Raw genomic sequence first — 26,580 nt, forward strand, 5'->3', positions numbered from 1 at the left:
CATAACAAGGAGAATAATAATGAAACAGATTAGTACCCAGCGTCATCAATTGGCAGAAGGGCCTTTTTGGAGTGAAGCGGAGCAAGCTTTGTATTGGGTCGACATTCCAGCCTGCCAAGTATGGTGTTGGCATCAAGAGGATGATCGATACGAGCATTGGACCTTGCCAAAGAAAGTGTCTGCGGTTTTCACCACACAAAGTGACCGGCTGTTAGTGGCAATGGCCGATGGTATTGCTTATTTGGATAAAACAACCGCAATGCTGGATTACCTGTGTGATTTGGACAGTGATCTTCCTGGTAATCGTAGCAATGATGCCAAATGCGATCCTGATGGTGTGTTGTGGGTAGGTACGATGGATGATTTAGAGCAACAAATGACAGGGCGGTTATGGAAAATCACGCCAGCAGGCAAGAAAACATTAATGCTGGAAAACCTTGGTATTAGCAACACGTTCGCTTGGGATGAAGGGCGTGGACGCTTGTACTTTGGTGACTCAATGACACGTCAAATTCACGCTTATCCTCACCCTGAGTTCTACGATGTACGAATGCAAAAGCCTTTTGTGGAAGTGAAAGAAGGGATCGGAAACGATGGTTCTTGTATTGATCTAGAAGGCTGTCTCTGGAATGCAAACTGGAATGGTTCTCGTATTGTGCGCTATAGCCCGGAAGGTGAGATGTTGCAGACTATAGAATTGCCTTTTGCCAAGCCGACCTCGTGTGTGTTTGGTGGGCCAGAAGGAAAAACCTTGTTTATCACATCCGCTAGCGTGGATACCCCCGCTGAGCAATTGGCAAATCAACCACTGTCAGGTCATGTGATAGCGATTGAAATGAATGTAGCTGGCGCGCCAAGTCAGCCATTTGCGGGAGCATAATATGAAGTTAGGCGTATGTTATTACCCGGAGCATTGGCCCAAAAGTCGTTGGCAGCACGACGCTCAAGAGATGCGAGAAATTGGTCTTGAGTATGTGCGTATTGGAGAGTTCAGCTGGAGTACCATTGAGCCTGAGCCCGGTGTGCTGCATTGGGAATGGTTAGATGAAGCATTAGATACCCTCCACCAACATGGTTTAAAAGTGATTTTAGGGACACCAACAGCGACCCCGCCGAAATGGCTGGTAGATCGTTATCCTTCTATGTTGGCAAAAGATGAACACGGCAGGGTTCGTCATTTCGGATCGCGTCGTCATTATACCTTTTCCAGCCTTGATTATCGGGACGAATGTCGGCGAATGGTAACCTTAATGGCTGAACGTTACGGCCAACATCCTGCGGTGGTGTCTTGGCAGACGGATAATGAATATGGTTGTCATGATACGGTGCTGAGTTACGCGGAAGCGGATTTAACGGCGTTTCGTCTCTGGTTAAAAGACAAATATGGCACCATCGATCGCTTAAATACTGCTTGGGGAAATGTCTTTTGGAGTATGGATTACCGTTCGTTTGAAGAGGTTGACTTACCGAATTTAACGGTGACAGAAGCCAACCCCTCCCATCGTTTGGATTTTCAGCGTTGTTGTTCTGATCAAGTGGTTGCGTTTAATAAGTTACAGGTGGACATTCTACGTCAGTATTCAAAAGGCCGTGATTTAGTGCATAACTACATGGGCTTTTTTACTGCTTTTGATCATCATAAAGTCGGTCAAGATTTGGATGTGGCAAGTTGGGATACCTATCCGTTGGGCTTTTTAGATCAAGAGGCCATCTATAGCCAAAAAGAAAAGCAGACTTACTTACGAGTAGGACACCCAGATTTTGGCGCTTTTCACCATGATCTATATCGTGGCTGTGGCAAAGGGCGTTTATGGATCATGGAGCAGCAACCAGGCCCGGTAAATTGGGCACCTCATAACCCGACCCCAGCTGAAGGGGCGGTACGACTATGGACTTGGGAGGCGTTCTCCCATGGTGCTGAACTGGTCTCTTATTTTCGCTGGCGACAAGCGCCATTTGGTCAAGAGCAAATGCATGCAGGTTTGCTACGTCCCGATGGTCAAGGGGCAGAAGCAGCCAAAGAAGTGGCTCAAGTAGCGCAAGAGGTGCGTGATTTATCACATGCGCTAGGGTTGAATGCCGAGGAATTAATGGCGTTACCTAAATCAGGTAATGTTGCCTTGATGTTTGATTATGATGCTTGTTGGTCACTGGATATTCAACCGCAGTCTCGTGCTTATCGTTATCTTTCTTGGTGTTATCGCGTTTATGAAGCGCTGCGTGAGTTAGGTTTGTCGGTTGATATTGTTTCTAACCAAGTAGCTTTAGATACCTATCCGTTACTCGTACTTCCCGCTCAGGCGCATATTTCTAAAGACCTGCAAGCAAGACTAAATAGCTATCAAGGGGTGTTATTAGCGGGGCCGCGTACGGGTAGTAAGACGGATACGTATCAGATTCCTGAAAATCTAGCGCCAGGGCCGCTGGCGAACTTATTGCCATTGACGGTCGAGCGGGTCGACGCTTTACCAGACCATACCAAGCCACCAGTCTTTGGCCTTTGGGGGGAGGGCTCGCTGTGTCATTGGCATGAACAAATTTCCACGGATTTACCTTGCTTGTTAAAAGACGAGGCGGGCAAGCCTGTTTTAGTGGGTCATAATAAACATTTCTATCTTGGATCCTGTCTTGAGAAGCCTTTGCTTAAAGCGAGCCTTGCTAAATTGTGTGAAAAAGCGGGATTGGCAAGTGAATATCTGCCATTAGGAGTGCGTGTTCGAGAGCGAGGCAAATTGATGTTTGCCTTTAACTACGGCCCACAAACAGCTCACTATCGACCTAATAATGCGCAGTGTCTGCTTGGCGGTGAGGCGTTACCACCTGCTGGGGTCGCTATTTGGCAGCGTGAATGAACGGATAATCAATAAAACTGGTTTCCATTAATAACAACAAAAAGAGGATGTATCATATGAAAAAACTATCTTTGTTTTGCATAGGGGCCCTGGCGTCTGTCGCGGCTTCTTTATCCTATGCAGGGACCTTGGTGATCAATTCGGATCAGGCGGATCCTGCGCCGAAGAAAGCCTTTGCGGAAGTGATTAAAAAGTTTGAAGCGGAAAATCCCGATATTAAGGTCCAGTATAATCTCTATGATAAAGAGGGTTATAAAACTGCTATTCGTAACTGGTTGGTGACCAGTCCGCCAGATGTGGTGTTTTGGTATGCTGGTAACCGAATGAAGACCTTTGTGAAGAAGGGTTTGTTTGAAGATGTCAGTGGCATGTGGAAAAAAGAAGGCCTTAAAAAATTGATGCCCTCTGCCGTCAGAGCTATGACGGTCAATGATAAACAGTATGGTATTCCTTACACTTATTATCAATGGGGGATTTATTATCGAAAAGATATTTTTGCGAAATTAGGCTTAAAAGTCCCTAAGACCTGGAAAGAATTTTTAGCCGTCAATGCTAAATTGAAAGCCAATGATATTACACCAATTACTATAGGAACCAAGTACTTGTGGCCTGCAGCTGGTTGGTTTGACTATCTCGATTTGCGTATTAATGGCTTGAAATTTCATATGGATTTGATGGATGGAAAAATTGCCTATACAGACCCGCGCGTGAGAAAAGTATTTGAGTACTGGGATCAGTTGGTAAAACCGGGTTACTTCTTGAAGAATAATGCATCTTACTCATGGCAAGAGGCACAGCCGTTCTTGTATAACGGTAAAGCAGCAATGTATTTAATTGGGAATTTTATTACACCCAACTTCCCAAAAAATCTTGAAAATAAAATGGGCTTCTTCCCATTCCCAACCATTAATCCTAAAGTACCTGACGCGGAAGAAGCGCCAATGGATACTGTTAATATACCGAGTAAAGCGAAAAACAAAAAAGACGCGCGGAAATTTTTAGAGTTTATGGCGCGTGCTAGCACTCAGACACTGGTTAATGCTGCGTTACTGCAGATCCCTACCAATAAAGATGCCCATGCACCTAATGATGTATTCTTAAAGGAAGGGGAGAAAATTCTCAAAGCGGCTTCTGGCACCTCACAATTTTATGACCGTGATACCGATCCGGCAATGGCGCGAGAAGGTATGAAAGGGTTTCAAGAGTTTATGATGGAGCCAAATCGTCTTGATTCGATTTTGAAACGTTTGGAGCGAGTCAGAGAGCGTGTGTTTAAAGTGCAAAATTAGTACTTGTCTGATGTGTAAAACAAAAAACCACTAGGCATTCTGAAGAGATCCCCATTCATTGGACCATCCAATGACTGGGGATCTTTTTATGCATCATATACGTGCGGTTTGATGAACAACACGTTTCTCTAAAAGTATAGTTTTTATAAATATTGTGTAATTAGATTGCATTGAATGGTTGATGCATATTTTGGTTATGATATATCATAACGTTTTTAAAATGCTTCTAAAGGACTCATTGCCTGCTCTGGGCGATGTAATACCTATTTTTATAGTAAGGATGATAAATAATGCAAAGTTTTCTGCGTCTTTTTGGGCGACCGACAAGGTTCTTTTTACTGTTAAGTCTCTTCATCACAATGACCGCTTCTGCGGTAGCCGCCGACAACCCAACACCAACCTCACAGAATACGCTTTCTATCAGTGGCCCATTTGAGTTTACGAGTCTAGACCCCTCTAAAAATGGCTACATCTACACTCGTATGCAAGTGTTAGAAACCTTGTTAGGCGTCGATAATCAAGGTCATTTGATTCCGGAATTAGCCACCAAATGGCAGGTGAGTGATGATGGCCTAGCGTGGCGTTTTACGCTCAGAAAGGGGGTGGTTTTTCATGACGGGCAACCTCTAGATGCGAATGCCGTTGTGAAGAGTTTATCGATCGCTATGGGTAAGCATGGCACTCTAGCAAGGGCACCTATAAGTAACATTCATGCTGTGAGCGAGGACGAAGTTGAGATACAGCTTACTCGACCTTACACCTTATTAGGGGCTGTGTTAGCAAATTACGCTAATAGCATTCTGTCGCCAGATAGCTATGGGAGGAAGGGTAATGTCTTAGCTATGTCAGGTACTGGGCCTTATGAGCTTTTCCAATACGCGCCGCCCCATAAGCTGGTGGTGAAACAGTTTGCTGGTTATTGGGGGAAGAAGGCGAGCATTCCTTTTGCGAGCTATTTGACGGGGCATCGCGCAGAAAGTCGTGTGCTGCAAGCACGAAGTGGTCAGGCAGACATTGTGTTTGGTGTCGATCCGGCAAGTATTCCTATGCTGCAGCGTCTTCCTAATGTGTCTGTATTTGATGACGCTCTGCCACGGACCATTGTTTTAAAGCTGAATAGTGGCTATCCATCTCTTAATGATGTTCGTGCTCGACAAGCTCTGAGTTTGGCCATTAATCGTCGCGGCATTGCGAATGCAGTGCTTCGTTCTCCTGGATCACAAACCGAACAATTATTACCCGCCTCATTTGCCGACTGGCATTTACCCAATATCAAAGCACCTGAACAGCCAGTCGTGAAAGCGCAAAAACTGTTGGCATCATTAGGCTGGCATCTTAATCAAGATGGTGTTTTAGAGCGCGATGGTAAGCCTTTTGAGTTGACGTTAATTACTTATGCGGATCGCCCTGAGCTGATCACCGTTGCCACCGCCATTCAAGCTCAGTGGGCGAGAATTGGCGTGAAGTTAAAGGTGAATATGAGTAACTCTAGTGCGATCCCCGCTGGTCATCAAGATGGATCTTTGCAAGTCGCCTTGATGGCGCGTAACTATGGTTTTGTTCCTGATCCGTTAGGGGTGATGTTAAGTGATTATGGCCGCACTGGCGGCGATTGGGGCGCGATGAATTGGAATGACGAATCGGTTGATCGAGACCTTGCAACATTGCAATCAGTAACGGATAAGAAAGTCCGCCACCAATTAGCACAGCATGTTGCTCAGGTCATTTACCAAGATCGGCCAGTGATTCCTGTGACATTTTATAAGCAACATACTGCGGTAAATAGTCGGGTAAAAGGTTTTCACTTTGATCCTTTCGAGCGTACTTTTTATCTAAATGACATGGTGTTTGTTTCACGATGAAAAAAATATTCTTTCCTCGGCTGTTTCAATTATTGTCCGTGATTTGGGGGGTAGGAACGCTGACTTTTATCTTGATGCGAGCTTTGCCGGGCGACATGGCCTACCGGATCGCCGCTAGTCGTTATGGACAAGATAATGTGAGCAGTGACGCTGCGGATTTGGTTCGTCAGGAACTGAATTTGGATCAAGGAGCCGTTGTTACGTATTTTTCTTGGCTGAAAGAATTGCTGCAAGGTAACTTAGGGCGCTCTTTAGTCAGTGATGAGCCAGTGTGGCAAATATTGCAGCATATGCTAGGACACTCTTTGCTGTTGGCCTCAGTGGCACTGTTCTTATCCTTCTTTATTGCCATTCCCTTAGGTTTATTGGGTGCGACTTTTGGTAAAAAGGTCGATCAGGGTATCGTGGTATTTTCGACGACAATAAGGGCTATGCCAGTGTTTGTGGTGGGGTTAATTTTTATTCTGGTGTTTTCTATTCATTGGAATTGGTTGCCTGTGGCAGGGTTTGGCTCGCCAGAACATATCGTATTGCCTGCGCTAAGTCTGGCTTTTACCTTGGCCGCTATCTCTAATCGTGTCGTGAGAAACGCAGCCATTAAGGCTTTTTACGCGCCTTTTTATCGTTTTGCTCAGATCAAAGGTTTGTCGTCAGGCCGGACTTTTTTGCGTCATGGTTCGCGTCATATTGCCTTACCTGTGGTGGCCTTTTTAGGCATCCAGCTGGTGGGGATGATCGAAGGGATTGTGATGATTGAATCCTTGTTTTCTTGGCCCGGAATTGGTCACGGTTTGGCTCATGCGATTTTTGCCCGTGATATTCCGGTAATTCAAGGTGCCGCCTTGTTAATGGGGATTTTGTTTGTGGTGTTGAATACCCTTGTTGATCTTGTTTGTTATCGATTAGATCCGCGAGCGAGGAGGCAAGCATGATGGTGTCATTGTTAAAACATGCCACATTTGGACAAAAGTGTGGTGGGCTTCTATTACTTGTGCTGTTGGCTTTTGCACTATTCGGCAATGGCCTAGCCCCCAACGATGGTGCTTATCAGGATTTAGATGCCATTCTAGCGCCTCCTAGCGAGACTCATTGGTTAGGAACGGATCACTTTGGACGTAGCATGGTAGCGCGAATGGCAGATGCGATTCGTTTATCCTTTATGCTAGGGGTGCTGTGTGTCGTAACGTCTTCGATCATTGGTGTATCTCTTGGTGTGTGGGCTGCTTGGTCGGGGAAAAAAGTTGATGCGGTGCTCAATGTTTTTGTGAATATCCTATTAGCTTTACCCGGACTTGTCATTGTCTTGCTATTCGCAGCTATTGTTCCAGGGTCGTTTTTTGTTCTGTATTTGGCTATATCATTGGTTCAATGGGTTGAATATTTTCGTGTTGTACGAGCCGTTACGAAAACGACAGTAGATTCCCCTGCTATGCAATCTTCACAGATGATGGGCTTTGGTCGTTGGTACCTGTTTAAACGACACATTTGGCCTGCTATCGCCCCTTCTGTATTCACACTAGCGACCTTTGGTTGTGCCACGGCCATTTTAACCATGGCGTCTCTGGGTTTTGTGTATGTTGGTATGCAGCCGCCTTTAGCGGAGTTGGGATTGATGATGGTGGAGTTGTTTCCTTATTACTCTGATGCACCTTGGCTACTCGCTGAACCGCTTATTGCCATCGCTTTGTTGGTACTGGGTTTTCATTTATTAGGAAGGAAATCATCATGAATCCTCTTATTTCAGTGGATCAACTAAGTGTCTACTCAAAGGCGAGTTGTTTAGTCTCTCCGTTAACTTTTAACTTACACCAAGATCGCCCTTTGACAATCCTTGGCCAAACTGGCTCCGGAAAAAGTTTGTTGGCTCAGGCGATCATGGGGCTTTTGCCGGATTCACTCAGAATTAAAGGTAAGGTGAGTATTTTTGCAAAGACCCTGACGAAACAAGAATGCCGTGCTATGTGGGGAAAAGAATTAGTGATGTTGCCCCAAGAACCATGGCATGCCCTTGATCCATTAATGACCAGTCTGAGACAGGTCCGTGATGTATATCAATGGGTTGTGGGCCAAACAGAACACACCGCAAACAGTAGTGCAATGAAAGCATTGACGTCTCTTGGTTTGGACAAGAGCGCGGATAAGCTGCCAGGTGAATTATCGGGTGGTATGGCCCAGCGCCTAGCGATTGTTGCTGCGACAGCGGGTGGTGCTTCATTGATCCTAGCAGACGAACCGACTAAAGGGCTGGACGTTAGTCGCCGGGAAGAAGTCATTCGCCTTCTACAGGATAAATCACAGGGGGGCGGTTTATTAACCATTACCCATGATGTTCATGTTGCTAAGCAACTGGGCGGTGACATCATGGTGATCAAAGATGGGCAACTGGTGGAGTCGGGTACAGTCGAGCAGGTGCTTTCTAATCCACAAGCTGAATACACTAAATTATTATTGCAGGCTCAGCCGAGTGAGTGGCCTATAGTAGATCGTGACCCGGGCTATTTTGCTAAGTCCGATAGGATAATGCAGACAGAGGCGCTTCGCCTAGTACGTGGCGGTAAAACGATCATTGAGGATTTGTCGTTTACTATCGCAAAAGGCGAAGTGGTGGGGGTGGTAGGTGATAGTGGCTGCGGTAAGAGCTCATTAGGTGATGCGTTGCTTGGGCTGTTGCCATTAGAGGCTGGATCTATTGAGCGTTTTGACAAAAAAGCAAAACCACATCAATGGCTGAAGTTGTATCAAGATCCTCCGTCAGCCTTTACTGGGAGTGTTTCGCTGGCGACGTTATTAGATGACTTAGTTAGTTTGCATGGGGTAGATCAAGCGCGAATTAGACCGCTTATGACTCGATTGAGCCTGTCGCAAGAAATATTAGAGCGGACTTGTCTTGAGGTGTCTGGAGGAGAATTGCAGCGCTTTGCGATTCTACGAGCTTTGTTGCTAGACCCTGTCTTTTTATTTGCGGATGAGCCTACTTCACGATTGGATCCGATTACCGCAAAAGAAGTGACCATGTTGTTGGTGGAATTAGCAAGGGAGCAAGACTGTAGTGTGCTATTAGTGAGTCATGATCCTGATATGATTCGACACACTTGTGATCAGGTAATTGACTTGTCTTAGTGAATGGGCTGACTTCGTTGAAAAAAAATCCCCGTCTCGTGCGGGGATTTTTATGTATAAACGAATAATACAGCGTCTTAGAATTTATAAGATACGTCGATATATTGACCAAAACCAGTAGACTTAAGGGCATCAGAGTTTTTAATGCCATAAACATTATTGAAGTATTTCAAGCCGTAACCTACTGCATAACGCTTAGAATGCCAGTAAATACCGTTGAAGTTATCAAACCCTGTACTTGAGGTTGCATAGCCTTTATCTGTTTTCATGCCGAATTGGTAATCAAAGTAACCTTGGTAGGCGATAAAAGAGCCATTATCAAACGTCATGAAGGGTTTGAACCAGTTTGCGGATAATTGGTAACCATTCCAATCTTGGCGATGGTCTGTGCTATCGTAAAGAGCGTATAGATTTACCCCAGTCTTACCTAGCCAAGGGATTTCGATATCGGAGCCTAAACCAATGAAGTTGTTATTTACTGCATATTTACCAGAACCACCATCCATACTGAATAGTGTTGCAATGTAAAGCTCTTTCACAGGACCAAAAGACAGGTCTTTGCCAGTAATTGCATCCAAAGAGAAACGCGGTGCAATTTTCAAGAAGAGTTTATCTTGACCGTATTTATCGCTGCTTGTGCTGTTGGTCAGGTTGAATACATCAATGTATCCGTAAAGATCAACAATACCTGAACGTCCACCAAATTCCATTTCCATGTAGTCATGGCTGTTTTTACCTGGTAGCTCTTTTGATGCATACATCAGGTTGAACTGCTTCCAAGAGTAGTCATTTTTATGAATATTATCAGAATAATCGGCGGCAAGAGTTGTCGTTGCTGCGGCAGCTAACCCTAGTCCTAAAAGTAGTTTACGCATTAGCGTCTCCATGAGTGCAATAGTGAGCGGTGTTTAAAATATAACCAATTAGTCAATATTATGACTGAAATGCGAATATTACATGATTTTTTTTTGATTACAATGGGTTTTTGATGAAGAAAATGTGTGCACCTAAATGGTTCATTTATGAGTTCTCTTGCACCAAGTGAGCGTTATAATCAATTGTGAAATTTTATTAACTTTCAATGTGTTAACTGTTTTGGTTGACATCATAAGGTCTTCTGAAATATTGCTGTGCACAACCAGTAAAGAAGAAAGAGTGGTAACAAGTGGGTCATAGTAGAAGGCTAGCTATCCTATATAAGAGAGTAATAAAGAGGCATGTGTTTTATTTATAGAGGGGGTATGGTCTAATTTTGACTTATCACATTCTCTTTGACTAAGCAGGAATTATGTCTTTGAAATTACCCCTTATTGTAATGACCACCGCCCTTGTTTTTTCCTCTTCTAGTGTGTTTGCTACGAAAGATGACTGCACTCCGAAATTAAATCTATACTTGCAAGGTATCCATGACACGGTGAGTTCTAAATATGTATCTGAAAGACAAAAAGAAGTTGCTCAGAAAATTTTAGAAAAAGTGAAAGCGAATCGTGACAAGATGGGGGATTGTGCCTTGTTGGATAAGCTGCTGCCCTAGGGAGTGGATTGTTAAGGAGCAATAAGCTCACCTTATACTGATTTGCTGTAAAGCTACATTATGAAAAGGTATTTTTATTTATGTTAGGTTCTTTGACTGCTTTACAGCAAATAGACAGTGCCAAACAGTCGTTAATTGCGACTCTTTCTGTTGTCGATAGGCTGTTTGCTTGCTCTTATACTGGGTTAATTTTTCAGGATGATTGCTTACTGTCTAGTGAGCAAAATAAAGAGCATTTTTTGTCGCTCGCCCAGCCAATTCGTCATCATTTCACGGTGGATCGTTTAGCTATCGAAAAAATCGTCGACATAGAGGATTTGCCTGATTTTCTACAGCATGCATCGTTAATACAGTTTTTAACTCAAGGCTCTGTGTTAATAGAGCGGGTTTGTTTAGGTAATCAGACAAGTTTCCTATTGTGTATTGTGAGTCTGGATACTTCTTTATCATTCGATCAAGCATTTTTCGATTCACTTTCCTCCATTGTGAGTATTTTTACGGGCCTACTGAACAATCAAACTGTCGGCAAACCGACTTCTTCGTTCAATAAGAGAGATCAAGGCGCTATTTCTCTGGCTCATAATGAGCATGACTATATCGCTTTATGCAATATGTCTCCTGACTTTCTCGCCGCTTATGATAACGATCTAAAGTGTGTATATGCTAACAAAGCCCATGAAAGAGTTTTAAAAAAACGAAGTTTTGATGTTGTCGGTCTAACTGTTAAAGAGTTGATGGGGGAGGGTTGTTACCAGTTTATTGAAGGGAGAGTATCGGATGCCTTGGCGGGTAATGAATCGAATTTTGAATATAGTTCCTATCATGGTTTTAATAAAGAAAAGGTCACTATTAAAGTTAAAATAGTGCCTCGCTATATAAAAAATAAACAGGATGGTTTTTATTTATTCTCTCAAAATATTACAGTATTAAGGCGTACACAGACGACGTTAAGAGCGCTGCACAGTGTTACGAATAATGAGTCGTTGTCTACGGATGAAAAAATACAGAAAATGTTGGAGATAGGGTGCGAACAATATGCTTTGCCCCTTGGTGTTGTGAGCCATGTTGAAGGGGGAAAGTACACGATACAGTATTGCCAATCTCCTAATAATGAACTGTCGGCTGGCATGGTGTTTGATTTGCAAGAAACCTACTGTGTATATACGCTTAATAGTGAGGAGCCAACATATTTTCATAATAATAAAAAACACATTAAACCGCCTTCTTATTATCAATATTTCGTTTTAGAAGCCTACATAGGTATTGTTATTAGGGTTGGTGGTGAGGTATGGGGAACGTTAAATTTTTCTAGCACTTATCCTAAAGATGTACCTTACGAAGAGGATGAGATCGAACTCATCAAATTATTAGGACAATGGATAGGCTATGAGATCTACAGAAACCGAGCGCTTGAAAGCCTAAAAGAGTCAGAATATCGCAATCGCCTATTATTGGATTCTCTCCAGGAAGGGGTGCTGGGCTTAGACTCTGATGGTAATATCTCTTTTGCCAATTCAGCAGCCTGTCGCTTAACTCAGTACAGTCAACATGAGTTGTTGGGCCAACACCACCATGCCTTTTTACATCATACCGCTCCCGATGGGACGCCCAATTTAGTAGAAAATTGTTCCGTCCGAAATACGTTAGAAACAGGGGTAAGCTCCCATTCAGACAATGAATTTATTTGGGGTAAGCAGGGGCCTTTTGCTGTCGAGTTCAGTTGTGTTTCTTTAAAAAGAAATGATCATGAAGTTGGTGGGGCGGTGATTACTTTTCAGGATAAGACAAAACAAATAGAGTCGGAAACCGTTATTTTAGAACAGAAGCTAATTTTCGAATCTTTGTTTATGGATGCTCCTACAGCGATTGCTTTCTATGATAATACAAGAACCATTCGGATGATAAACCCTGCTTTTTCTAGGCTGTTTGGCTATTTGGAAGAGGAGATTATTGGCTGTTCAACGCGCCAGCTTTATGCGAAGGAAGAGGATTTTATTTGGCTTGGCCAATTCTATAAAAAAAAGGCTGAACGGCCTAAAATTTATGTGGATTATAAAGACAAATATGGCCGTATTTTTGCCTCTGAAACTTTTGGTAGTTCTCTTAAAAAGACAGATGGTAGTTTAAATGGCTACATTGTTCATATCAATGATATTACGGAAAGAATTAAGTCTGAGAATGAAGTGTTGACAGTGAATCAGCGTTTTTCTCTGGCGGCTAATTCTGCTGGCATCGGCGTCTGGTCCTGGGACACACGCACCAATGAAGTCATCTGGGATGATTGGATGTTGAAAATATTTGGCTTTAATAAAGGTGATGATATTGACCCCTTTTTGGGTTGGCTGAATTTGATGCACCCAGATGATGCACCGTTACTTTACCATTCACTTGGTGAGTCCTATCGAAAAAAAGAAAATTTAGATACGGACTTTCGTATTATTCGGCTTGATGGTCAAATTCGCTATATAAAGGCAACAGGCATAATTGAATACGATAAAAAAGGCATTGTTTCTCGTATTACTGGCGTGAACTTTGATATTACCTCTCGCAAAGAGGCGGAAGAGGTATTAAAGAAAGCCAGCCATCAAGCGCAAATGGCGAATCAGGCAAAAAGTGATTTTCTTGCGACAATGAGTCATGAGATCAGGACCCCTTTAAATGGCATTCTTGGGGTGACTGAGTTGTTGCAATCTTCCTATCTGACGGATGAGCAGCGAATGCAAGTGGATATTCTTCGGGAGTCTGGAGAAAGCTTGTTAAGGCTTATCAATGACATATTGGATTTCTCTAAAATAGAGTCCGGTCAGTTGACCATGGAGAAAGTGGAATTTGACTTAGAAAAGAAAATTTTTTCTGTCATTAGCTTGCTGTTGATCAAAGCGGAAGAAAAGGGGGTTGATCTTCTGGTTGAGTATCCTGTACAGATGCCAAAGCATTTTATTGGTGACTCATTTCGCATGCGTCAAATTCTGATTAACTTGATTAGTAATGCTGTGAAATTCACTCATGAAGGTCAGGTAGTGGTGCGCGTTTCATGTGAGTCAAATCAACAGGGCAATGTGAATGTCTCTATTGAAGTGCAAGATACGGGGATTGGCATTCCTGATGGGGCTCAAGCGTCTCTATTTAAGGCGTTTACTCAAGCGGACACCTCAACCACGCGCCGTTTTGGTGGGACCGGATTAGGGTTGGCGATCACAAAACAATTGGTTGAGTTAATGGATGGCTCGATAGAGCTGGAAAGTAAGGAAGGGGTTGGTTCTACTTTTGTGGTACATGTGCCTTTGGTGGAAAGTTACGCTATTCATAAAGCGGAAGAGACAGTGCTTCCTTTGTCTTTGGTGGGGCGGAGTAAAATATTGCTTGTTGACGACAATGTGTCAAATTTGGCGATTCTATCTAATCAGTTAAGAGAGTTAGGCATGGCATGTGATGCGGAGCGCAATGCTAACTTGGCGTTTGATAAATGGTTCGATGCTTATCGTAGTCAGCGTCCTTACGACGCCATCATTTTGGATTATCAAATGCCAGATTTGGATGGATTGGATTTATGCCGTTTGATTCGCGAGCACAGTAAACAAATGCATTCCCCGGTGATATTAATGTCTACATCAGCAGGCCGCCTCAGTCAGAATGAATTGACTGAGGCTGGCGTGAATGTGTGCTTAACAAAACCACTTAACGTGAGAGTATTATGTGAAGGACTTACCTTGGCGCTGAACAGTACCGTTTTGGGTAAACAATTTTCCTATTGGGACGTGACAAGCAGTAAGGATCCGCTGCCGACTGTTACAAAGCAATATATTGGCCGAGTATTGGTGGTAGAGGATATGGCCGCCAATAGAGTCGTTGCTCGAGGTATGCTCAAGAAGTTGGGTGTCGAGATCATCGAGGCTGAAAATGGGGAAGTGGGTGTTGCAAAATGGCACTCTGAACGTCCAGACTTAATTTTGATGGATTTACATATGCCGGTGATGGATGGTTTTTCTGCTATGCGAGCAATTCGCCAGGCTGAAAAGGGGCGGGTGTCTAAACGTGTCCCTATATACGCTTTAACGGCAGATGCGATGGTGGAAAGATCTAGTGAAGTCTATCAAGCTGGCGGCGATGGTTTCATTGCGAAGCCGTTTAAACAAGCTGATCTAGAAGTTGTTTTGATAAAGCATTTATTACTTAAGACTTCATCGAATGCAAGGGTGAGGTCCGAGGCGGAACAGCTCGACCACTTAGTCTCAGTGCCGTGTATTGACATAAATATGCTAATGGAGCTAAAAAGCCTTTTGGGGGAGGATTTGCAAATACTTATTGATACCTTCTATGAAGACTCTCTTTCCATTATTAATCTATTAAAACGCCATCGTCTTTCTCCGGATTTAGATGCTCTGCATTCTGCCAGTCATAGTATGAAATCCATTGCGATGAATGTGGGGGCTAAGCGCTTGTCAAGCTTGGCGGCTCGTTTAGAGGCAGATTCGAAGCGAGGAGTGGAAGATAATATTGTCGAGCTAATTGATCTTATAGTAGAAGAGTACAGTGCGTTTTGTTCTGAGTTAAAACATCTGGTTAGTGTGTAATGAAAGTATTGATTGCAGATGATACCAATACGGATCGATTGTTGCTCAAGCTACACTTGTCTAAATTGGGCCATCATATTATTGAAGCCTCAAATGGTATTGAAGCGATAGAGCAATATATTCTCCATAAAAATGATATTGATTTGATATTAATAGACGCTCAGATGCCGCAATTAAACGGCTTTGAGGCGGTGAAAGAAATTCGCCAAATTGAGCAAGAGCGAGAGCTGGAGTGGGTGCCAGTCATTTTCCTGAGTGCAAGTGCCGAAATGGAAGATGTGGAAAAAAGCATTTCAGTAGGGGGGGATGATTACCTAATCAAACCGGTTCAACAGAAAGTTTTATTGGCCAAAACGCTTACCATGCAACGTATTGCCGCTATGCGACGAAGGTTGATTGCGCTTGATGCTAGGTTGGCAACACAAGCGTCAGATCGCTGACGAGCGGTGTCCAAAGTCCAAGGGAATAAAAAAACCGAAAGTCGCGGGAGTGACTTTCGGTTTTTTTATCAAAGAAGAAAGGGTTAACTGGATAAGTTAAGCCACGGCTTCTTGTTTGCTTTGAGTCGACTTTTGGTTGACTGTTGCAAGTAATGCTTGGATAGAAGCGGATACAATGTCGTTGTCGATGGCAACCCCATTAAAGCGATCACCATCAATGTTGGTTTGAACATAGGCAATGGCTTGCGAATCACTGCCCACTGTTAAGGCATGCTCTTGATATTGGATAATATCGACTCGAACATTAAAGTGTTTGCCTAGGGCTTCAGCAAAGGCCGATAATGCACCATTGCCTTTGCCTGAAATGTTTATCTTGCTACCAGCACCGATAAGTTCGGCATGGATGGTGTCTACTTCGTCTTTGCTATGATCATACTTGCCTAGCTTATATGGCGTTGTTCCTGTCATAAAATGTGTTTCGAACAAGTCTTTCATGGATTCTGCGTCGACTACGCCGCCATCTTGTTCTGCATATTGTTGAATAATTGGGCTGAACTCTACCTGTAACCAGCGCGGCAAAGCTAGACCATATTCTTGCTCTAAGGTATAAGCCACACCACCTTTACCTGATTGGCTGTTAACACGAATAACTTCTTGATAGCTACGACCCACATCGCGTGGATCAATGGGTAAATAAGCCACATCCCAAGGTTTGTCATCAGTCTGATTCGCCAAGCATTTTTTGATGGCATCTTGGTGAGAGCCGGAAAACGCGGTAAACACTAATTCACCTGCGTAAGGGTGACGAGGGTGAACCTGTAGCAAGGTACATGCTTGAACTACACTAATGATGCGATCCATGTCGCCAAGTGCTAACTCAGGGTCAACCCCTTGGCTATAGATGTTCATTGCCATGGTGACGATATCCATATTGCCTGTGCGCTCGCCATTGCCTAATAAGGTTCCCTCGATGCGGTCTGCCCCGGCCATCACGCCAAGCTCTGCAGCGGCCACACCACAGCCTCGGTCATTGTGTGTGTGTAGACTAACGATCATGCAGTCACGTTTTTTCACGTGACGACAGAAGTATTCAATTTGATCGGCGTAACGATTTGGTGTGGATACCTCTACTGTCGCAGGAAGGTTGATGATAATTTTACGCTCTGGCGTGGGTTGCCATACCTCGGTAACCGCATCAACGACTTCTACCGCATAGTCAATTTCTGTTCCTGTGAAACTCTCAGGAGAATATTGAAATACCCACTCTGTTTCAGGGTATTTTTCGGCGTGTTCCTTAACGCATTTCGCTCCATTAACGGCGATTTGTTTGATGCCTTCCTTATCCAAGCGGAATACTTGTTCGCGTTGTGTTGTGGACGTTGAGTTGTACACATGGACGATGGCTTTTTTGGCCCCTTTTAGTGACTCATAGGTGCGAGCAATTAGCTCAGGACGCGCTTGCGTTAGCACTTGAATGTAGACATCGTCAGGCACTTGATCTTCTTCGATTAACCAACGAACGAAGTCAAAATCCAGCTGAGACGCCGCCGGAAAGCCCACTTCTATTTCTTTAAAGCCCACATCAACAAGCAGGGCAAAGAACTGTTTCTTTTGTTCCACTGTCATAGGTTCAACCAACGCTTGGTTGCCATCACGCAGGTCTACGCTTGACCAAATCGGCGCCTTGGTAATGACTTTATCTGGCCAAGTGCGGTTTTCAATGGCAACCGGCGTAAACGGTTTGTATTTTCTGTGATTAAACGTTGTATGGTCAAAAGACGACATGATCTTGTCCTTATAAATGGGAGGTCGATAAACCTCGTTTATTAATGCGTCTTGTATAGGCGCTTGTTTTGTAGTGTGCGTATTTGTTTTCTCAGTATGACTATCATAGCGAAAAAACTTGAGTAAAAGATTGCGTTTTTCACTAGAAAAAACAATAATTTTGGCATTATATTGCTAAATTTTCCGAAAACGAAGCAAAAGGTGGGTGTAAGATGCGATTTGATAAAATTGATTTGAGTATTTTGCGAGAGTTGCAGCAAGATTCTAGCTTAACCAATCAAGAGTTAGCCGATCGTGTTGGCTTGTCAGCTTCACCTTGTTTGCGACGCGTAAAGGCGCTTGAAGAGAGTGGTGTTATCGACCGCAAAGTGACTTTATTAAAGCGATCCAGTTTAGGGTTAAAATTAACGGCTTTTTTGCAAATTAGTATGGATCGACATACGCCAGATCGATTTAGTGTGTTTGAGGAACAGGTAGATCTCTTTCCGGAAGTAAAAAATTGCAATTTGGTGACTGGGCAAAATTGTGATTACTTGTTAGAAGTCGTCGTGGAAGACATGGAAAAATACCATGATTTTTTATTGGGCAAGCTCACGCGCATTCCAGGGGTGACGGGTGTACAGTCAAGTTTTCTATTGCGTAGCGTAAAAGAGAGCACGGCCCTGCCATTAAATCATATCATTTAGCAGGGTATTTCCTCATTTAGTGTTGATATTTATGCTTTTGACCAAATTAATGGACGTTATAATTGGCAAAGTTAAAAATCCCTAGTAGAGAAAGATTATGAGTAAATTGACGGAGAAGCGGCGAGTTGTCATTCCTGTCCGTGCAGGTGATGTGATGGCTGAGTTCATCTCATTTGATGGTGATGATTCTGGTAAAGAACATATAGGGATTTTCTTTGAAGGAAAAAGCAGTGAGAAGAACGACATTCCGTTAGTGCGCTTGCATTCCGAGTGTTTAACGGGAGATGTATTTGGGTCGGGTCGTTGTGATTGTGGTGAGCAACTTGATGAAGCCATTGATCGCATCAATCAAGAAGGAGGGTACATTTTATATTTACGCCAAGAAGGGCGTGGTATTGGGCTGTACTCAAAGCTTGATGCGTATGCATTGCAGGATCAAGGTTATGATACCTATCAGGCTAATGAAATGCTTCATTTACCTGAGGATGGTCGAGATTTCGGTGTCGCCGCTGAAATGCTTAAAGCCGTTGGTGTAACCAAATTGCGTTTATTAACGAATAATCCAGATAAAGCAAAGCAATTGATAGAGCACGGTATTGATGTGGTGGAGTTGGTTCCGACAAAAGTGCATATGAATCAGCATAACCGCCAATATTTAGAGACTAAAGCCAAGCGCAAGCATCATACGCTTAAGTTTGACTGATGACTCTTAGTTTTATTGGTTTTAGTGAAGTTATAAAGACCATTGTAGGCGTTTCAATGAGCTAGGCGGGTATTCCGCCTAGTCATATCCATATCGACACTACGTTTGAAAGTTTGAGTGTCGCTTAGATTTGGTGTATTACTTTTTAGTAGTGGTTGTTTTTTTCTTTTTCTTTGGCTTATTGCTTGGTGAGCGTGTTTTAGTTTTGGGTTCTAAACCTTCAATGCGGCCGAATTTGATATTGGCTTGCATAAATCGCTGAATTTTTTCAATCATCGGCAGGTCGTTGATGTCAATCAGGGAGTAGCATTCCCCTGGGGCGCCTTCTCGTGAAGCACGGCCAGCACGATGAATGTATGAGTCTGCTTTACGCGCCAGCCTTAAGTTAATAACGGTGTTGATTTCGGGAAGATCGATGCCTCGTGAGGCCACATCCGTTGCGACCAGAACCTGTAATCGGCCACGTTTCATTTGTTTTAAGTGTTCGCTGCGATCCCCTTGTTTCATTTCTCCATGTAAGCCATCGCACATGAGCCCCATGTTGCGAATACGTTGTACCCATACATCCACGTGTTCACGATTGGCGACAAAGACAACCGCTTGTTTGACTCGTTCTTGAGTTAATAGGTGTTTTAAAACGGCTTCTTTATGGGCGTCGTCATCGACACGGTAAGCAATTTGGCGAATTTGTGTTGGCACAGTGCGAGCGGACTCACCCAGGCGCAATTGTTGGGTATCGTCGTCGAGTAAGGCGCTGGCAAAGCGTCCCATTTTTTCACCTTCTAATGTGGCGGAAAACATTAGGGTCTGGTGTTCTTTTGGTAACTCTTTCGCAATGCGGTTAATGGCATCAACAAAGCCCATATCTAACATTCGATCAGCTTCATCGATGACAAAATAAGAGACATCGCTTAAATCAAGCCACTGCTTTTCGTCTAATTCAACCAGTCGACCTGGGGTTGCCACTAAAATGTCGCAAGGTTCACTTAGTTGCTGCTGTTGCATGCCGTAAGGCGTGCCGCCAATAATCAATTGAGAGGCAATGCGAGTGTGTTGTGTTAGTTGTTGCACAACATTAAAAATCTGCCGTGCCAATTCTCTGCTCGGCGCGAGAATCAACACTTTTGGCGCAGTGGTTGACTGTTCATCACGGTCAAGAATGTGCTGAATGGCAGGAGCACAAAATGCAATGGTTTTCCCTGTTCCTGTTGGTGCCGTTGCCAATAGATCGGATCCATCTAACGCAATGGGTATGGCTTGTTCTTGTATCGGTGTAGGGGACTCAAACCCCAAGTCGCTAATGGCTTGCTCTATGGTGAAATCAAGATCTAATTCAGCAAATGACATGTAAACTCTCTGTTGCGAGGAAAAAAGGTGCGCCATTCATTCTATTTGCGCACAATTAGTCAATCATACCTTGTTTTATGGGCTTTCGAAATCGAAACATGCTGGGATTATCTATACCCTCTGGGGCGTTTGCTCTAGAATGGAGAAAACATTAGTAAGAAATAAGAGTGGTATGCAGCTGTCTGATGAATTGGTCACAACCCAGACCATGAAATGGGTAAAAAATTTCATCGTTGACTTGAATATTTGCCCTTTCGCTAAACGAGAAGTGGAGCGTGAGTCGGTTCGTATTGTGGTACTTCGTTCCAAAAAGACGCAAGTTGCTCTTGAGGAGTTAATGGCTGAAGTGCAATGGTTGGATGAGCACCCTGAAACGGAAACGACTTTATTGGTGTTTCCGACGCTGTTTAGTGATTTTTACCGTTATCTGGACTTTGTTGATCTGGCAGAAAACCTGATGTTTGAGCAAGAATGTGAAGGGGTGTATCAATTGGCCACTTTTCATCCTGATTATTGTTTTTCTGGCACAGAACCCAATGATGTGTCGAATTATACTAACCGCTCACCTTATCCAATGCTGCATTTGTTGCGAGAAGCAAGCGTTGATAAGGCCATCGGTTTTTATGGGGATACGGATGTCATTCCAGAACAGAATATAGAAAAGATGGATGAGCTTGGCAAAGACAAGCTGGAAGCTATTTTATCCGCTTGTATGAAAACAAGCGATTAGCGCTGCCTTTTTCATGGGTAATTAATGGTAGCGTGTAAAATGAATAATAGGAAAAAATATGACGACACAAGTAGGGCGTTTAAATACGTTAAAAGTAGTCAAAGAGAAAGAGTTTGGAATGTATTTAGACGCCGATCAGTTGGGGGAAATCTTATTACCCAAGCGCTATATTCCTAAAGGGTTGAAAGTGGGTGAAGAAGTTGAGGTGTTGGTTTATCTAGATTCTGACGATGAGCTTATCGCCACGACTGAAACACCTAAAGTGCAAGTGGGGGAATTTGCGGCGCTAACCTGTGTTGCGGTCAATCAAGTCGGTGCTTTCTTTGATTGGGGGCTGCCAAAAGATTTGTTGGTGCCATTTAGTCAGCAAAAAAATCGAGTGGAAGAAGGCGAAACACACCTCCTGTTTGTCTATCTAGATCAACTGACTAATCGCATTGTCGCGACGACCAAGGTTGATGCTTTGCTGAATCGTGAAGAGGCGCCTTATCGTACGGGCGATCAGGTATCTATTATCATTGGGGATAAAACCAATATTGGTTTTAAGTGCATTATTGATAATCGTTTCTGGGGGGTCTTGTTTTTTCAAGATGCCTTTCGTCAATTACGTAAAGGTGAGAAAACCACCGCTTTTATTAAGCGTGTTCGTGAAGACGGAAAGATCGACTTGAGCTTGCAAGAAGTTGGTTATAAGAAAGTCCGTAACATCTTAGACGATATTATGGACTACTTAGAGGCGCAAGGGGGTGAGATGGCCTTAACGGATAAAGCCTCTCCTGAAGCGATCTATGCTGTTTTTAAAGTAAGTAAAGCCACTTACAAAAAAGCGCTTGGTGCGCTTTATAAAGATCAGAAAATTGTGCTCAGTAAAGAAAAGGTTACGAAAAAATAGCCTGTTGAGATGAGTTATATACCCATTGAAAAGCTCCTAAGCAATGCTCAGGAGCTTTTTTTTCGTTTCTTCCCGTTGTTCTGGGTTGTTAATGGCTTGATAAAGCATTTCTTGGATAGGAAGTGAATGATTGCTCGTCGCAGCGAGGTAGCCAGAAATATACTCGTTTTCTGTTGGTCGGTTTAAGCGAATGTCTTCGTGCATTGAAGAACGATTTAAATGGGTGAGCTTGGCGACCGTGGTGATCCGATTCGTCATATTGGTTTGGGTAAGATGTTGGCTGTGTTGGTAATATTCGAATTTAGGGTTGGTGAAAAAATCAGAGAGTTCTTTTATAGTCGCTTTTAACAGCGGCGAATATTCATCGTTTAAAACATCGCCGTTTTGGATGGCAAATAGGGCCGTAATAGGGTTAATCACCGCATTGATTGCTAGCTTTTCAAGCAATCTTTGATGGATGTTAGCTACGCCTAGCTCTTCAAGGTGAAAGCTTTGTTTATCTGCTTGCTGGTTCCATAAGCCGAAAAAGGTATCGCCTTTTCCCGTATGCTTTACTTTATTGCTACTGAGTTTTAACGCGCCTTCGCTGGTCGTGCCAGCCCATAATGTTTGCGTACTTTTTATTTGTGCAGCCAACTCTTGTTGGGCACCCATGCCATTGCATAAGCAGCAAATATCGGCATCGTCAGTTAAATGCTCTTGTACTTGTTGGTACGCCGAAACAAGGTCAAAGGCTTTAGTGCAAAAAATAACTTTGTCATATTGTTTGGTGAGGTTGTCAGGGGAAAAAGATTTGATTTTATAATCGACAAGTTTGCCATTAGGGTGCTCTGGGTCCGCCTGATCATCAAGGGTAATGGCATTACCCGTTTTTTCAGATCGGTAAACTAAATGGACTGTCTGATCTAAGTGTTTTAGTTTGCATGTCACCAGCATACCTATGGCGCCAGCGCCAACGACAAGCCAAGGAGTTGTTTTCATAGTCATCGTTCCATTAGGTGTTTTATTTCAATCCCTGTTATTATCGCGCCAAACTTTATCATTGAAAATGCTAAGGAGCATAAAAATGCCATCATTTGACGTTGTTTCCGAGCTGGATTGGCACGAAGTGACCAATGCTGTTGACCAAGCAAACAGAGAGATAACTACACGCTATGATTTTAAAGGTGTAAAAGCAAGCTATGAGATCAAAGATAAAAGCAGTGTCGTGATGGAGGCAGAAGCAGAGCCTCAGCTACGTCAAATGGCGGATATTTTGAATCAAAAGCTGGTTAATCGTGGTATTGATTTGAAAAGCTTGGAAAAAGAGGAAGTTGTGAAAGGGAATTTGCGTGCGTCGCAAGCCGTTAAAATGAAAGAGGGTTTGGAAACAGACGAAGCGAAGAAAATTGTGAAAATGATCAAAGAGAGCAAAATCAAAGTTCAAGCACAGATTCAAGGCGATCAATTGCGTGTGACAGGTAAAAAGCGTGACGACCTCCAACAGGTGATGGCGCTATTGCGTGGTGCGGATTTGAATCAGCCGGTACAGTTTACCAACTTCCGTGACTAGGGGGAGTTGTAGAAAAGCAGAATCGTCAGCAAGTGCCTAATTGTTTGGTCTTGCTGACGCTATTTTCTGTTACTGGTCTTGTTCTGGTTTTTTTTGGGGCTTGTGTTGTCATTATGCGCTAACTTTGTGCCGACAATAAGCCAACCTTCCTGCTCTAGTCTCTTTCTTTGTCTAAGATAGCCGTCAGTGTTTTCAGCAAAACTGATGCGCCGTTGAGCATTGACAACTCTATGCCAAGGCAGCTTGGTGTCCTTGGGTAAGTTTTTCATTAATTGGCCGACTTGTCGCGCATAACCGGGAAAACCAGCAAGTTTTGCCAATTCTCCGTAAGCAATGCACTCTCCCTTAGGGATTTCGCTCAATATAAGCAAGACTTGAGATTTAAATCTGTCTATTGGTTGATTCGTCACGTTTAGTCCTTAGATATGAGGTATAGCAATAATATTTAAGAAGGTATATATGAGACTTGCACTTTTGCTCTTTATTCTCGTGCCCATAATTGAAATGACCGTTCTAATCAAAGTGGGTAGTCATATCGGTGCGTTAGCAACCATTGGTTTGGTGCTTCTAACGGCTATTTTAGGTGTGACCATCATTCGTAAGCAAGGCCTTGAAACCGCTCTTAAAGCTCAGGAAAAAATGGCGCGTGGTGAACTGCCAGCTTCTGAGGTTGCAGAAGGTATTATGCTGATCTTCGCGGGCTTATGCTTAATGATGCCAGGGTTTATAACGGATGCCATTGGTGGTTTGTTGTTGATTCCACCGCTGCGTCGCTTGTTTGCAGCCGGGTTGGTCGTCAACTTTATTGCCTCTATGGTAAAAAAAGGTTCTAGGTGGACATCCTATAGTCGTTATGACTATCACGCTCAAGGAGAGACGATTGATGGTGAGTATTCGAAAGAATCTAAAAATGACAATGACTTAATTGATAAAAAATAATTTATCGGAAGGGTTGAAATCGGTTTACCTAGCCGTATATAGGACTTTGTTAAAGATTCCTACTCTGTATGCAGTAGGGTAATCCAGCCAGGGGAGTCCTGGTATTGTTTTTAATTGGAGAGATTGATCAATGAATATTCGTCCTTTGCACGATCGTGTCGTTGTTCGACGTAAAGAAGAAGAAACAACAACTGCATCTGGTATCGTTCTACCTGGATCTGCGACAGAAAAGCCTACTCAAGGCGAGGTTTTGGCTGTTGGCACTGGCCGTATTCAATCAAATGGTGATGTGCGCGCTCTGGCTGTTAAAGTCGGTGATACTGTTTTGTTTGGCCAATACTCAGGTCAAACGGTTAAGATCGAGGGCGAAGAACTGCTTATCATGAAGGAAGACGAAATCTACGGCATTATTGAAGCCTAAGTCGTCCTGCAGTTTTATTACGATTCATAGCATTTACAACAGTTAAGGTATAAAAAAATGGCAGCTAAAGAAGTGAAATTTGGAGATAGCGCTCGTCAGCAAATGCTGAAGGGTGTGAATGTTCTTGCAGATGCAGTAAAAGTAACCTTGGGGCCTAAAGGTCGTAACGTTGTTATTGAAAAATCTTTCGGTGCGCCTCTTGTTACTAAAGATGGTGTGACAGTGGCGAAAGAAATCGAACTGGATAACAAGTTCGAAAACATGGGCGCTCAAATGGTGAAGGAAGTTGCTTCTCAAGCCAATGATGTGGCAGGTGACGGTACAACAACTGCAACCGTTCTTGCACAAGCGATCGTTTCTGAAGGTCTTAAAGCTGTTGCCGCTGGTCGCAACCCAATGGATCTTAAGCGTGGTATCGACCAAGCAGCAGGTGCTGTGGTAAAAGAACTTGCGGCGCTATCTACACCTTGTAAAGACAATCGTGCTGTTGAGCAAGTAGGTACTATCTCTGCCAACTCTGATGCATCTGTCGGTAAAATCATTGCTGAAGCAATGGACCGCGTTGGTAAAGAAGGCGTAATCACTGTAGAAGAAGGTTCAGGCTTTGAAGATGAGCTTGCAGTGGTTGAAGGTATGCAATTTGACCGCGGTTACTTATCTCCTTACTTCATCAACAATCAAGAAACTATGAGTGCGGAGCTTGAAAATCCATTCATTCTTCTTGTTGATAAGAAAATCTCTAACATCCGCGATTTGCTACCAGTATTGGAAGGCGTTGCTAAAGCGTCTCGCCCACTATTGATCATTGCTGAAGATGTTGAAGGTGAAGCATTAGCCACTCTAGTTGTGAACACAATGCGTGGTATTGTTAAAGTGGCTGCGGCTAAAGCACCTGGTTTTGGTGATCGTCGTAAAGCGATGTTGGAAGATATCGCTATCCTAACGGGTGCGACAGTGATTTCCGAAGAAGTTGGCATGACCCTAGAAGGTGCTACTTTAGAGCAACTAGGTACGGCTAAACGTGTTACTTTGACAAAAGAAAGCACAACCATTGTCGATGGTGCTGGTCAAGCGGCTAACATTACAAGCCGTGTTGAGCAAATCCGTGCAGAAATCGCGAACTCTTCTTCAGATTACGACAAAGAAAAACTTCAAGAGCGTGTTGCGAAATTGGCTGGTGGCGTTGCTGTGATCAAGATCGGTGCGGCAACTGAAGTGGCAATGAAAGAGAAGAAAGCTCGTGTAGATGACGCTCTTCATGCAACTCGTGCAGCGGTTGAAGAAGGTGTGGTTGCTGGTGGTGGTGTTGCTCTTGTTCGCGCACTAACGAAAGTAATTAACCTTAAAGGCGACAACGAAGATCAAAACGTTGGTATTTCTCTAGCTCTTCGTGCGATGGAAGCCCCAATGCGTCAAATCGTAACTAACGCTGGTGCAGAAGCCTCTGTTGTTGTAGATAAAGTGAAACAAGGCGAAGGTAACTACGGTTACAATGCGGCGACGGGCGAGTACGGCGATATGCTGGAAATGGGTATTCTAGATCCTGCGAAAGTAACTCGCTCTGCGCTTCAAGCAGCCGCTTCTGTTGCAGGTCTAATGATTACTACTGAAGCAATGATTGCAGATCTTCCTAAGGACGATGGTCCTTCTATGCCTGATATGGGTGGCATGGGCGGAATGGGTGGCATGGGCGGCATGATGTAATATCATCCCCTAAGCTACTTAGCTTAATAGAAAGCCTCGCTGTTTAGCGGGGCTTTTTTTTGAAATAGGCTTTTCCGTTGAAAGGGCGAGTTTTGTTGTTTTTTAATAGATTAAAATGGTGCGACATTGATCATTGTTCTATTCTTAAGC

At 43.5% G+C, this 26,580-nt stretch carries 23 protein-coding genes; 18 read left to right on the top strand and 5 right to left on the bottom strand.

Translation table 11 applies throughout. The annotated features are described in order from the left end of the window. The first annotated feature begins 19 nt into the window (after positions 1-19). The 7 genes from JHD45_RS03410 to JHD45_RS03440 all read left to right on the top strand — a co-directional run bounded on the left by JHD45_RS03410 (position 20) and on the right by JHD45_RS03440 (position 9,123). Positions 20-880 carry an SMP-30/gluconolactonase/LRE family protein gene (locus JHD45_RS03410; RefSeq protein ID WP_199474779.1) on the top strand — a complete coding sequence of 287 codons (861 nt, stop codon included), beginning with the start codon at positions 20-22 and terminating at the stop codon, positions 878-880. Position 881: 1 nt separating this feature from the next. Further along, positions 882-2,852 carry a beta-galactosidase gene (locus JHD45_RS03415; RefSeq protein WP_199474780.1) on the top strand — a complete coding sequence of 657 codons (1,971 nt, stop codon included), beginning with the start codon at positions 882-884 and terminating at the stop codon, positions 2,850-2,852. Positions 2,853-2,908: 56 nt separating this feature from the next. Continuing rightward, entirely contained in the window at positions 2,909-4,141 is a 1,233-nt protein-coding gene (locus tag JHD45_RS03420; RefSeq protein WP_199474781.1) for an ABC transporter substrate-binding protein, read from the top strand. A gap of 290 nt (positions 4,142-4,431) precedes the next feature. Further along, positions 4,432-6,003: an ABC transporter substrate-binding protein gene (locus tag JHD45_RS03425; protein ID WP_199474782.1), complete on the top strand. Its 1,572-nt coding sequence runs from the start codon at positions 4,432-4,434 to the stop codon at positions 6,001-6,003. Further along, positions 6,000-6,935, top strand: coding sequence for an ABC transporter permease (locus JHD45_RS03430; protein ID WP_199474783.1), 936 nt, complete (start codon positions 6,000-6,002; stop codon positions 6,933-6,935). The genes JHD45_RS03425 and JHD45_RS03430 overlap by 4 nt, the downstream gene beginning before the upstream one ends. Next, positions 6,932-7,732, top strand: coding sequence for an ABC transporter permease (locus tag JHD45_RS03435; RefSeq protein ID WP_233407539.1), 801 nt, complete (start codon positions 6,932-6,934; stop codon positions 7,730-7,732). Before JHD45_RS03430 ends, JHD45_RS03435 begins: the two co-directional genes overlap by 4 nt. After that, positions 7,729-9,123 (top strand): ABC transporter ATP-binding protein, encoded by a 1,395-nt coding sequence (locus JHD45_RS03440; RefSeq protein ID WP_199474784.1) that lies wholly within the window; start codon positions 7,729-7,731, stop codon positions 9,121-9,123. Before JHD45_RS03435 ends, JHD45_RS03440 begins: the two co-directional genes overlap by 4 nt. Before the next feature lie 77 nt (positions 9,124-9,200). Here JHD45_RS03440 and JHD45_RS03445 read toward each other — a convergent pair whose 3' ends face one another. Further along, on the bottom strand, positions 9,201-9,998 hold the full coding sequence (locus JHD45_RS03445; protein ID WP_233407540.1) for an outer membrane protein OmpK: 798 nt from the start codon (positions 9,996-9,998) through the stop codon (positions 9,201-9,203). A 413-nt stretch (positions 9,999-10,411) separates the two neighbouring features. Here JHD45_RS03445 and JHD45_RS03450 point away from each other — a divergent pair, with 413 nt between their 5' ends. The 3 genes from JHD45_RS03450 to JHD45_RS03460 all read left to right on the top strand — a co-directional run bounded on the left by JHD45_RS03450 (position 10,412) and on the right by JHD45_RS03460 (position 15,671). Then, positions 10,412-10,657 carry a hypothetical protein gene (locus JHD45_RS03450; RefSeq protein WP_199474786.1) on the top strand — a complete coding sequence of 82 codons (246 nt, stop codon included), beginning with the start codon at positions 10,412-10,414 and terminating at the stop codon, positions 10,655-10,657. An 80-nt stretch (positions 10,658-10,737) separates the two neighbouring features. Further along, positions 10,738-15,231, top strand: a complete 4,494-nt coding sequence (locus JHD45_RS03455) for a response regulator (RefSeq protein ID WP_199474787.1) — start codon at positions 10,738-10,740, stop codon at positions 15,229-15,231. Then, positions 15,231-15,671, top strand: coding sequence for a response regulator (locus JHD45_RS03460; protein WP_199474788.1), 441 nt, complete (start codon positions 15,231-15,233; stop codon positions 15,669-15,671). The genes JHD45_RS03455 and JHD45_RS03460 overlap by 1 nt, the downstream gene beginning before the upstream one ends. A gap of 96 nt (positions 15,672-15,767) precedes the next feature. Here the strand turns inward: JHD45_RS03460 and leuA are convergent, their stop codons facing one another. Continuing rightward, complete coding sequence (gene leuA / locus JHD45_RS03465; RefSeq protein WP_199474789.1) at positions 15,768-17,456, bottom strand: 2-isopropylmalate synthase; 1,689 nt, start codon at positions 17,454-17,456, stop codon at positions 15,768-15,770. 212 nt (positions 17,457-17,668) lie between these two features. On the opposite strand from leuA, the gene JHD45_RS03470 reads away from it, so the two are divergent. Then, on the top strand, positions 17,669-18,142 hold the full coding sequence (locus JHD45_RS03470; RefSeq protein WP_199474790.1) for an Lrp/AsnC family transcriptional regulator: 474 nt from the start codon (positions 17,669-17,671) through the stop codon (positions 18,140-18,142). Between the two features lie 97 nt (positions 18,143-18,239). After that, positions 18,240-18,845 (top strand): GTP cyclohydrolase II, encoded by a 606-nt coding sequence (ribA, locus tag JHD45_RS03475; protein WP_199474791.1) that lies wholly within the window; start codon positions 18,240-18,242, stop codon positions 18,843-18,845. Positions 18,846-18,983: 138 nt separating this feature from the next. Here ribA and JHD45_RS03480 read toward each other — a convergent pair whose 3' ends face one another. Continuing rightward, positions 18,984-20,192 (bottom strand): DEAD/DEAH box helicase, encoded by a 1,209-nt coding sequence (locus JHD45_RS03480; protein ID WP_199474792.1) that lies wholly within the window; start codon positions 20,190-20,192, stop codon positions 18,984-18,986. 172 nt (positions 20,193-20,364) lie between these two features. Between JHD45_RS03480 and JHD45_RS03485 the strand changes: the two genes are divergently transcribed. After that, positions 20,365-20,922, top strand: coding sequence for a DUF1415 domain-containing protein (locus JHD45_RS03485; RefSeq protein WP_199474793.1), 558 nt, complete (start codon positions 20,365-20,367; stop codon positions 20,920-20,922). Positions 20,923-20,980: 58 nt separating this feature from the next. After that, a complete protein-coding gene (locus tag JHD45_RS03490; RefSeq protein WP_199474794.1) occupies positions 20,981-21,814 on the top strand; it encodes a S1 RNA-binding domain-containing protein in 834 nt (277 codons plus the stop codon). A 36-nt stretch (positions 21,815-21,850) separates the two neighbouring features. On the opposite strand, the gene JHD45_RS03495 is transcribed toward JHD45_RS03490, so the two are convergent. After that, positions 21,851-22,795: a ketopantoate reductase family protein gene (locus JHD45_RS03495; protein ID WP_199474795.1), complete on the bottom strand. Its 945-nt coding sequence runs from the start codon at positions 22,793-22,795 to the stop codon at positions 21,851-21,853. Between the two features lie 85 nt (positions 22,796-22,880). On the opposite strand from JHD45_RS03495, the gene JHD45_RS03500 reads away from it, so the two are divergent. Next, the gene (locus JHD45_RS03500) at positions 22,881-23,366 is read left to right on the top strand and encodes a YajQ family cyclic di-GMP-binding protein (RefSeq protein ID WP_199474796.1); all 486 of its coding nucleotides are present in this window, start codon (positions 22,881-22,883) and stop codon (positions 23,364-23,366) included. 59 nt (positions 23,367-23,425) lie between these two features. On the opposite strand, the gene JHD45_RS03505 is transcribed toward JHD45_RS03500, so the two are convergent. After that, positions 23,426-23,776, bottom strand: a complete 351-nt coding sequence (locus tag JHD45_RS03505) for an MGMT family protein (protein ID WP_325097258.1) — start codon at positions 23,774-23,776, stop codon at positions 23,426-23,428. 49 nt (positions 23,777-23,825) lie between these two features. Between JHD45_RS03505 and JHD45_RS03510 the strand changes: the two genes are divergently transcribed. The 3 genes from JHD45_RS03510 to groL all read left to right on the top strand — a co-directional run bounded on the left by JHD45_RS03510 (position 23,826) and on the right by groL (position 26,430). Continuing rightward, complete coding sequence (locus tag JHD45_RS03510; RefSeq protein ID WP_199474797.1) at positions 23,826-24,305, top strand: FxsA family protein; 480 nt, start codon at positions 23,826-23,828, stop codon at positions 24,303-24,305. Positions 24,306-24,435: 130 nt separating this feature from the next. Then, positions 24,436-24,726, top strand: a complete 291-nt coding sequence (locus tag JHD45_RS03515) for a co-chaperone GroES (RefSeq protein ID WP_067014631.1) — start codon at positions 24,436-24,438, stop codon at positions 24,724-24,726. A gap of 57 nt (positions 24,727-24,783) precedes the next feature. After that, complete coding sequence (gene groL / locus JHD45_RS03520; protein WP_199474798.1) at positions 24,784-26,430, top strand: chaperonin GroEL; 1,647 nt, start codon at positions 24,784-24,786, stop codon at positions 26,428-26,430. Positions 26,431-26,580 lie beyond the last annotated feature (150 nt).

It is taken from the genome of Marinomonas spartinae (assembly GCF_016461715.1).
Lineage (GTDB): Bacteria > Pseudomonadota > Gammaproteobacteria > Pseudomonadales > Marinomonadaceae > Marinomonas > Marinomonas spartinae_A.

Coding starts and splice junctions, on each gene's coding strand:
- JHD45_RS03410 (WP_199474779.1), top strand. CDS start 20: ATGAAACAGATTAGTACCCAGCGTCATCAATTGGCAGAAGGGCCTTTT.
- JHD45_RS03415 (WP_199474780.1), top strand. CDS start 882: ATGAAGTTAGGCGTATGTTATTACCCGGAGCATTGGCCCAAAAGTCGT.
- JHD45_RS03420 (WP_199474781.1), top strand. CDS start 2,909: ATGAAAAAACTATCTTTGTTTTGCATAGGGGCCCTGGCGTCTGTCGCG.
- JHD45_RS03425 (WP_199474782.1), top strand. CDS start 4,432: ATGCAAAGTTTTCTGCGTCTTTTTGGGCGACCGACAAGGTTCTTTTTA.
- JHD45_RS03430 (WP_199474783.1), top strand. CDS start 6,000: ATGAAAAAAATATTCTTTCCTCGGCTGTTTCAATTATTGTCCGTGATT.
- JHD45_RS03435 (WP_233407539.1), top strand. CDS start 6,932: ATGATGGTGTCATTGTTAAAACATGCCACATTTGGACAAAAGTGTGGT.
- JHD45_RS03440 (WP_199474784.1), top strand. CDS start 7,729: ATGAATCCTCTTATTTCAGTGGATCAACTAAGTGTCTACTCAAAGGCG.
- JHD45_RS03445 (WP_233407540.1), bottom strand. CDS start 9,998: ATGCGTAAACTACTTTTAGGACTAGGGTTAGCTGCCGCAGCAACGACA.
- JHD45_RS03450 (WP_199474786.1), top strand. CDS start 10,412: ATGTCTTTGAAATTACCCCTTATTGTAATGACCACCGCCCTTGTTTTT.
- JHD45_RS03455 (WP_199474787.1), top strand. CDS start 10,738: ATGTTAGGTTCTTTGACTGCTTTACAGCAAATAGACAGTGCCAAACAG.
- JHD45_RS03460 (WP_199474788.1), top strand. CDS start 15,231: ATGAAAGTATTGATTGCAGATGATACCAATACGGATCGATTGTTGCTC.
- leuA (WP_199474789.1), bottom strand. CDS start 17,456: ATGTCGTCTTTTGACCATACAACGTTTAATCACAGAAAATACAAACCG.
- JHD45_RS03470 (WP_199474790.1), top strand. CDS start 17,669: ATGCGATTTGATAAAATTGATTTGAGTATTTTGCGAGAGTTGCAGCAA.
- ribA (WP_199474791.1), top strand. CDS start 18,240: ATGAGTAAATTGACGGAGAAGCGGCGAGTTGTCATTCCTGTCCGTGCA.
- JHD45_RS03480 (WP_199474792.1), bottom strand. CDS start 20,192: ATGTCATTTGCTGAATTAGATCTTGATTTCACCATAGAGCAAGCCATT.
- JHD45_RS03485 (WP_199474793.1), top strand. CDS start 20,365: ATGCAGCTGTCTGATGAATTGGTCACAACCCAGACCATGAAATGGGTA.
- JHD45_RS03490 (WP_199474794.1), top strand. CDS start 20,981: ATGACGACACAAGTAGGGCGTTTAAATACGTTAAAAGTAGTCAAAGAG.
- JHD45_RS03495 (WP_199474795.1), bottom strand. CDS start 22,795: ATGAAAACAACTCCTTGGCTTGTCGTTGGCGCTGGCGCCATAGGTATG.
- JHD45_RS03500 (WP_199474796.1), top strand. CDS start 22,881: ATGCCATCATTTGACGTTGTTTCCGAGCTGGATTGGCACGAAGTGACC.
- JHD45_RS03510 (WP_199474797.1), top strand. CDS start 23,826: ATGAGACTTGCACTTTTGCTCTTTATTCTCGTGCCCATAATTGAAATG.
- JHD45_RS03515 (WP_067014631.1), top strand. CDS start 24,436: ATGAATATTCGTCCTTTGCACGATCGTGTCGTTGTTCGACGTAAAGAA.
- groL (WP_199474798.1), top strand. CDS start 24,784: ATGGCAGCTAAAGAAGTGAAATTTGGAGATAGCGCTCGTCAGCAAATG.